6 protein-coding genes and 1 pseudogene are annotated in these 7,317 nt (G+C 60.5%); 5 read left to right on the top strand and 2 right to left on the bottom strand.

The window, feature by feature from the left end:
• A pseudogene (locus AC1D06_RS33885) lies at window positions 1-213 on the bottom strand (hypothetical protein); the annotation flags it as partial.
• 45 nt (window positions 214-258) lie between these two features.
• On the opposite strand from AC1D06_RS33885, the gene AC1D06_RS33880 reads away from it, so the two are divergent.
• Both AC1D06_RS33880 and AC1D06_RS33875 read left to right on the top strand, forming a co-directional pair.
• On the top strand, window positions 259-570 hold the full coding sequence (locus tag AC1D06_RS33880; protein WP_477881563.1) for a hypothetical protein: 312 nt from the start codon (window positions 259-261) through the stop codon (window positions 568-570).
• Between the two features lie 846 nt (window positions 571-1,416).
• Window positions 1,417-2,658, top strand: a complete 1,242-nt coding sequence (locus tag AC1D06_RS33875; protein ID WP_477990203.1) for a glycosyltransferase family 4 protein — start codon at window positions 1,417-1,419, stop codon at window positions 2,656-2,658.
• Here AC1D06_RS33875 and AC1D06_RS33870 read toward each other — a convergent pair.
• The gene (locus AC1D06_RS33870; protein ID WP_477990204.1) at window positions 2,650-3,549 is read right to left on the bottom strand and encodes a glycosyltransferase; all 900 of its coding nucleotides are present in this window, start codon (window positions 3,547-3,549) and stop codon (window positions 2,650-2,652) included. The two genes, AC1D06_RS33875 and AC1D06_RS33870, sit on opposite strands and share 9 nt — an antisense overlap.
• A 353-nt stretch (window positions 3,550-3,902) precedes the next feature.
• Between AC1D06_RS33870 and AC1D06_RS33865 the strand changes: the two genes are divergently transcribed.
• Genes AC1D06_RS33865 through wecC form a run of 3 tightly spaced genes read left to right on the top strand, consistent with a single transcriptional unit; the run spans window position 3,903 to window position 7,284 of the window.
• Window positions 3,903-5,174: a hypothetical protein gene (locus AC1D06_RS33865; protein WP_477990202.1), complete on the top strand. Its 1,272-nt coding sequence runs from the start codon at window positions 3,903-3,905 to the stop codon at window positions 5,172-5,174.
• A gap of 29 nt (window positions 5,175-5,203) precedes the next feature.
• Window positions 5,204-6,031 carry a WecB/TagA/CpsF family glycosyltransferase gene (locus AC1D06_RS33860; protein ID WP_477881558.1) on the top strand — a complete coding sequence of 276 codons (828 nt, stop codon included), beginning with the start codon at window positions 5,204-5,206 and terminating at the stop codon, window positions 6,029-6,031.
• Window positions 6,028-7,284, top strand: coding sequence for a UDP-N-acetyl-D-mannosamine dehydrogenase (gene wecC, locus AC1D06_RS33855; RefSeq protein WP_477881556.1), 1,257 nt, complete (start codon window positions 6,028-6,030; stop codon window positions 7,282-7,284). The genes AC1D06_RS33860 and wecC overlap by 4 nt, the downstream gene beginning before the upstream one ends.
• The last annotated feature ends 33 nt before the right edge of the window (window positions 7,285-7,317 follow it).

Genomic DNA, 7,317 nt, shown 5'->3' with positions numbered 1-7,317 from the left:
GTTCGACACCAGCTTGATATTCGACAGCGTCACGTTCTTGGCGTCGATGACGATATCGCCATGGACTTCCAGGTTGCTGATGACGGCATTGTCCTGGGTGACGACATAGGTTCCGGTATAGACCTGGAGCTTGCTTCCCGAGGCGACGCCGGTATTGGTGTCGTCGGGATAGGTTGTTGCCGCCGCCGCCGCAGCGGCAGTCGGGGCGCTCAAGGCAGCGTTCGCGCTCGTTTCCAAGGATGCGGCCGCATTCGCTGCATGGGCGGTCGCGGCAAGAGCGTTGATGTCGACATCAGCATGGGTGGCGTGAACATCGTTGGTCTGGGCCTGGAGGTCTGTCGGTGTGTTGGCGCTGCTGGCCACGGACGTCGGGGCTTCCGTTCCGGCTACGACATGGTGGCCGTGACCCTGATGGAAGTCATGAACGGAGAGATCCGCGGCATGGTGGAAAAGCCCATCAAGGCCATTCGCGCCGTCAATCATGCTGTTCGCCGAAGTCCCGGCTCCGGTCCAATCGTGCTGCTCCAGGACCGCATTGCTGAAGAGCTGGGGATCCGCGCCAAAGGTTAGCGCCTCTGATATATCGGTATTGATACCGTGAAATTGGCTTCTCAAGGTTTCATCCGCCTTTCTCCCAGCCTGTTCCCGCCGCTCTCGACTGGAATTCGAGAGCCGCAGAATAGCGATCCGGGGTTAGTGCTTTCGTGGTAGGTCCTCACTGCCTCGGAGGGTCCCTAAAATAGTTTTGTCTGGTTGGCAACGCGGGCTCTCCGCCGAGAAGCCCCTGCAATAACTGCCCCATTGTCGCCACAATGCGCACAAAAACCTTGTGCGGAACTTGAAAGTATTGAATTAATTGTGCGATGCCATAATTTCGATTTTATACTATTTGGACATGGAAGGTGTTGCTATATCATTACTTTCGCCGCTAATTTAGCGATTGAAATCGTTAGAAAAAAAACAACGAGTTGACGGCCGATATTACTTGACATTTTCCGATCGCTCGAATTTCGGTTTTTTTGTAAATTTTGAACATTTTTCCACTAAAAAAAGGCATAAATTTTGGAATGGCAGCGCGGGTTTGACCGTGGAATGGAGCCGATCGGAAATATTTTTGGGCCGTTCGTCCACCGAATCACCCGCTATTTTTGGGTGATTCGGTCACGCGTGAGTTCCGTCGCTCGAGAGATTCTGCAAAATCCTGAGGTCTCCAAAGGGACGGCGACATTCCAGGAGCCTCCTCCAAAAGGCGTATTGGCGCGCCCCGTCACCGGCRAATGACGGCATTGAACCGCAAAGCCTGCCTGCTAGCATTCACACTTGCGGATCGCGYTCCAGCCKTCGCGCTGCTCGCCGGCCCCYCGCATAGACTGATTGGGATGCCGTCCTGCGATCGGCAGCAAGGAGTTGGAGTCCGTGGCGAAAATCCTGCTTGTTGCGCCGACCTGCAATGGCGAGGACGTCGGCGAAGCCTGGGTCGCCTATCAATGGGCGCGGCGGCTTGCCGAACGCCATGACATCACCTTGCTGACCTATTGCAAACGCGGCGCAAAGCCGGCGGCGCAGCAATTGTCCGGCATGCGCATCGTCGAATGGCTGGAACCACCCTTGCTCGGACGCGCGGAGCGATTGAACAGCATCCTCAAACCGGGCTACGTCCCCTTTTATTTCCGGGCGCGCCGCTGGATCGTCAACGCGCTTGCGAAGGGCGAACAGTTCGATCTCGCGCATCAGCCGGTGCCGGTGGCGATGCGCTATCCTTCTCCCGCCGCCAACCTTGGCATGCCGCTGGTGATCGGGCCGCTGGGAGGCGGATTGGCAAGCCCGCCGGGCTTCGCGGCGGACGAGGGCTCCACCCCATGGTTCATGAAGCTGCGGCATCTGGATCGTTTTCGGCTTCGCTGGGACCCGGTTCTGCGCTCGACGTTCCAGGGCGCCGCTTGCGTGCTTGGCATTGCAGGCTATGTCCGCGAGCATCTGACCGGCCTGCAGCTGCAAAGGTTCGAGGTGATGAGCGAGACCGGTCTCGATGACGTGCCGGAGCCGGTCGATCGCTCGCAGAGGTCGGGGCCGGTCAAACTGCTGTTCGTCGGCCGGCTGATCCGCACGAAGGGCGTGCGCGACGTCATCCGTGCCATGAATCTGCTGCGCGACCTGCCGGTCGAGCTCGACATCGTCGGAGAAGGGCCGGAGAGGGATGAATGCGAGCGGCTGATGTCGAGCCTCGGGCTCGCCGGGCGAATCTGCCTGCATGGCTGGAAGTCGAAGGCAGAGCTTTCGCAATTCTACCGGCAAGCCGATGTCTTCGTCTTTCCCAGCTATCGCGAGCCTGGCGGGAATGTTGCGCTGGAGGCCATGGGGTTTTCGCTTCCGCTGATCGTCGTCGATCGCGGCGGTCCGGGAAGCGCGGTCTCGCCGCTCTGTGCCGTAAAGCTCTCCGCCACCACGCCCGACGCGCTGGCAATCGATGTCGCCGAGGCGATCCGCCGGCTGGCGACGGATGCTGCGCTACGCCGAAAGATGGGTGTCGCCGCCTACGAGCATGTCCGGCAAACCGCCCTGTGGTCGGCAAAACTGGATCGGATGGATTGCATCTATGCCGACCTGATCAAACAGGCCCAAAGGTCGTCACCCCTTGCCGTTGCCTCACTAGCGTGAAAGCGCTGCCCAAAGTGCTGCACGGTGGCCTGGGCCGAGCGCGAAGCGCATGGTTTCGCCGACGACGATGGCAAGCCGGAACAACATCGTGGCGAGAGGTCCATGATGGCGCCGATAGTAATGGATACGATTGGCCGTCATCAGTGCCGAAAGATAAGGATTTGCATGATATTCGCCGCCGATATGCACGGCGCGAGCCCTGGCCTCATAGGTGATTTGCAATCCCGCCCGACGGGCCCTCTCCATATAATCGACTTCCTCGCTATAGAGAAAGAAGGACTCGTCCCAAAGCCCGACTGTCCGGCGCGCCAGCCCTGAAACAGCAAGCGCTGCGCCGGTGGCCCATTCCACCGCGCCGCCGCGCCGGTAGAGTTGCGGCGTTGCCACGATTTCACCGAGACCAAGAGAGGCCGCGATTTTGGAGCCAAGCAGCGAGTCCGCCCAGACAGTCAGCAGGCTGGGTTCGCGACGCAGCGACTTTGCAATCGTGCCGTCCTCATTCAGAATCTGGGGCACCGCGATGCCGACTTTGTCGCCGCGAAGCCGCTTGTAAAGATGGTGCATGCATCCCTTGCTCAGACGTATGTCCGGATTGAGGATGAGAATATCCGATTCCGCTGCGATCAAATCCGTCGCGGCATTGATGCCGGCCGCATAGCCGGCATTTCGCCCCATGCGGATCACCTTGGCTTTGACGGAATGCTGCTCGGCAATTTCCGCCGACAGATCATGAGAATCGTTGTCGACGACGATCACTTCATATCGATCGATTCCTTCCAATCCCGATGACAACGAATCCAGCAAGCCAGGGAGGACAGCAGCGCTGTTGTACGTCACGATGATGACCGCGACAGCCGCCGCTGCCTTCGTATGAACCGGTGCTGTCGTCATCTCTCTCGCGGCTTCGGATGGTTCGGAAAACACGTTCATCTCCGCTCCCTGGTTTCGGATCAGGCATTATATCCTCTCGCGAGACGGCTCACACCGAAAGACTGCCGAGAGAGGTAGCGCTACCCCGCCAATCATACTCCACTAAGTCGTAGAGCCGATCAGAATTACTTTCGGCATCCTTCTATCGGCGCATATCTGCATTGCCGGACATGGATATCCTACCTCCCATAAGTCTTTGAGAGCGCTTTCTTACAATCGGTAATTTTATAGCATGGCAGAGGGTTCAGAAGAGCTTTTGCGGCCCCAACAACGCACAGAATAAATCTTCACTCCATTTGTTTAGGTCGGATCTCATGGCAGTCGATGGCAACGATCTGGAGGAAGCGACAGCGTATCAGGTCCTTCCACGTAGCCCCATCCCACAAACACACTTCACCGCCTGGACCGAAAATATTCGGCATGACAGATTGGTGCACCTGAGGAAGACGTCCGCCTCTGCCGGATTGCAGGTCGATGGCCTTATCGATCTCGCCCTCACGGGCCTGTCGCGTATGCATAAAGCCGGATCGTTCGCGCACACGCTACGCCGCGTCAAAACGAAGCCGGCTTCCGCGGCGGCGCCAGGCGAGCGGCTTGAGGGTGAAAGCCTCCGCTACACGGCCATGGCCGCTCTTGGACTGTCTCGGGTGAGCGAAGGATTACAAAGGCAGGTCCTCGGCTCGTTGACGGCCGCAGACCTTGCCCGGCTGGCGGCCAGACGCGCTGAAAGCTCGACCGATATCGGGGCGGTGGCTCTTGCAGCCTGGGCATCGGCGGAGGTGGGGCATGTCTATGCGACACGGCTGTTTCGCAGGCTTGCCGAGGACCTTGCATCGGATGCCCCGATGCCGACGGTTGCCTGCGCCTGGGCGCTGGTCGCCGGGCTCGCAGGCAGGCGCCTGGGTGAGACGTCGGAGGTCATTGTCCTGGCGCGCAACAAGCTCGTTCAGGCGAGATCGGCAGTCGGGCTTTTCCCCCATCAGATTCCCGCCGCGGCGAGCGGGCGAATGCGTTCGCACATCGGCAGTTTTGCCGACCAGGTCTATCCCATCCAGGCGCTGGCCCGTTTTCATGCGGCCTTCGGCGATCGAAGCTTGCTGTCCATGGCCGAACAGTGCGCGAAACATCTGTGCGGCCTGCAAGGGCGCGACGGCCAGTGGTGGTGGCACTACGATATCCGCGACGGAGCGGTGGCAGAGGGCTATCCCGTCTATAGCGTTCACCAGCACGCCATGGCGCCGATGATCCTGCTCGAACTTCGCGAGGCCGGGGGAAGCGATTATCTGCCAGCCATCATCAAGGGGTTGAGATGGCTGAACGAGCGACCTGAAGTCGCGGTGCCGCTGGTAATACCGGAAAAGGGAGTGGTCTGGCGCAAGGTCGCGCGCCGCGAGCCTAACAAGGCGTCGCGCGCCATCGCGGCATTCACGACGGCAATCTCCCCAGGTCTGCATATGCCCGGACTGGATACGCTCTTTCCGCCGCGCCGCGTGGACTATGAATGCCGCCCATATGAGCTGGGGTGGCTTCTCTATGCATGGCTTTCGGGCGGCGCTGTCGCCGAGCTCGCCAACGACGGCCATTAGAAACCGTTTTCATCACTAGGGGGGTTGAAATGACTTGCGACCGCCAGCTCCTGTTCGGCATGCATGTGGACGCCATCAGCATGGATGAGGTGATGGAGCGCTGCCACCTCGCCTTGACAAAACGTCAGCGAATGCTGCTCGGCGTTCTGAATGCAGCCAAGATCATGCAGTTGCGCCGTGACACGCTGCTCAGAAATTCGCTTTTGGAATGCGATTTGCTGCTGGCGGACGGACAATCCATCGTCTGGGCAAGCCGGCTGCTCCGGCGACCGCTTCCCGAGCGCGTCGCGGGGATCGATATTTTCGAGCGGCTGCTGGCGCTTGCGCAGGCGGAAGGGCGCCCGATCGCGCTTCTCGGCGCCCAGCCGAACGTATTGGCGAGATTGGAGGCCGTGATCGTAAGAAAATATCCCGGCCTGAGGATCGCCTATAGTCACCACGGATATTTTCACACCGGCGAATCGGATGCGATTGCCGAGGGAATCCGGAAATCGGGCGCCGACATGCTGTTTATCGGCATGACCTCGCCGAAGAAGGAAATTTTCCTTGGAACGTATGGGGCGTCCCTGGGGGTGCCCCTGATGCATGGCGTCGGCGGCTCGTTCGACGTCATGGCCGGCCTGACGCGGCGGGCGCCTGTCCGATGGCAGAAGGCCGGCCTGGAATGGGCATTCCGCGTGCTGCAGGAGCCGCGTCGCCTGTGGTGGCGATATCTGTCGACAAACAGCGGCTTCATCCGGCTGACGGCCGCCGAAATGATCCACCCGTCGGCGCCGTTCAAGGTCGATCAGTCGTGGAAATATGCTGCAGTCGGGTTCGATAGTACCCGAAGAATTTCAGTGGAGCGTAGTGTATGAGTGAAGTGTTCAAGGGTCGCCTCGCGGTGATCGGAATGGGTTACATCGGTCTGCCGACTGCGGTTGCGATCGCGACGCGTGGCATCGATGTCGTTGGCGTGGACATCAATCCGGCGACGGTCGCCGCGGTGTCACGGGGCGAGGTGCCATTTGTCGAGCCGGATCTGGCGGTCGGCGTCAGCGGTGCCGTCGCCATGGGCCGGCTGACAGCCAGCCTCGAAGTCCCGGAAGCCGACGCATTCATTATCGCGGTGCCGACGCCGTTCAACGAAGATCGCACCGCAGACCTTTCCTACGTCAAGGCGGCGGCAGAGCGGATCGCGCCGCGCCTCCGGTCCGGCAACATCCTGGTGCTGGAATCCACCTCTCCTCCCGGCACGACCGCACAGCTCGCGGCCTGGGTCGGCGCCATGCGGCCCGACCTGAAAATGCCCCGGGATGGTGAAAACGGTGCGGACATCCACGTGGCGCATTGCCCGGAACGGGTGCTTCCGGGTCGTATCATGATCGAGATCATCACCAATGACCGCGTCGTCGGCGGGCTCACACCCCATTGCGCCGAGAAAGCCGCCTCGATCTACAGGCTTTTCGCGCAGGGTGAGATCCTGCTGAGCGACGCCGCCAGCGCCGAAATGGCAAAGCTGGTCGAAAACGCCTATCGCGATGTCAATATCGCCTTTGCCAATGAATTGTCGCTGATTGCAGAAACGCTGCACATCGACGTCTGGGAGGTGATCCGCCTGGCGAACCGGCACCCGCGCGTCAACATCCTCAGCCCGGGGCCCGGCGTCGGCGGTCACTGCATTCCCGTCGATCCGTGGTTTATCGTGTCCGCCGCGCCGGAACAGGCGCGACTGATCCGGGTCGCGCGCGAAGTCAACGACCGGCGGCCGCATCATGTCGCCGAGCAGGTGGTGGAAAAGGCACGCCGGTTCCGCTCGCCAACCATTGCCTGCCTCGGACTGACGTTCAAGGCGAATGTCGACGATATCCGTGAAAGTCCGGCCATCGAGGTGGTTGGCCTGATCGCCAAGGCTTTGCCCGATGTCGAGGTTCTGGCGGCCGATCCCTTCGTTACCACGATCCCGAAACTGCTGGCCGGCTATGACAACCTGCATCTCGAAAGCGCCCACGCGGCGGTCGAACGCGCAGATATCGTCGTGCTGCTCGTCGAGCACGATCCGTTCAAGGCCATTCGTCACACCAGGCTGGGCGGCAAGGTGGTCTACGATACGAGAGGTGCGTGGCGCTGAAATCCGACCGTGGCAGCAGTAGTATAGCGTCAA

Source organism: Rhizobium sp. P2_G2 (assembly GCF_056403555.1).
The sequence above is the reverse complement of the archived record's forward strand: the minus strand, read 5'-3'. Positions and strand labels throughout refer to the sequence as shown.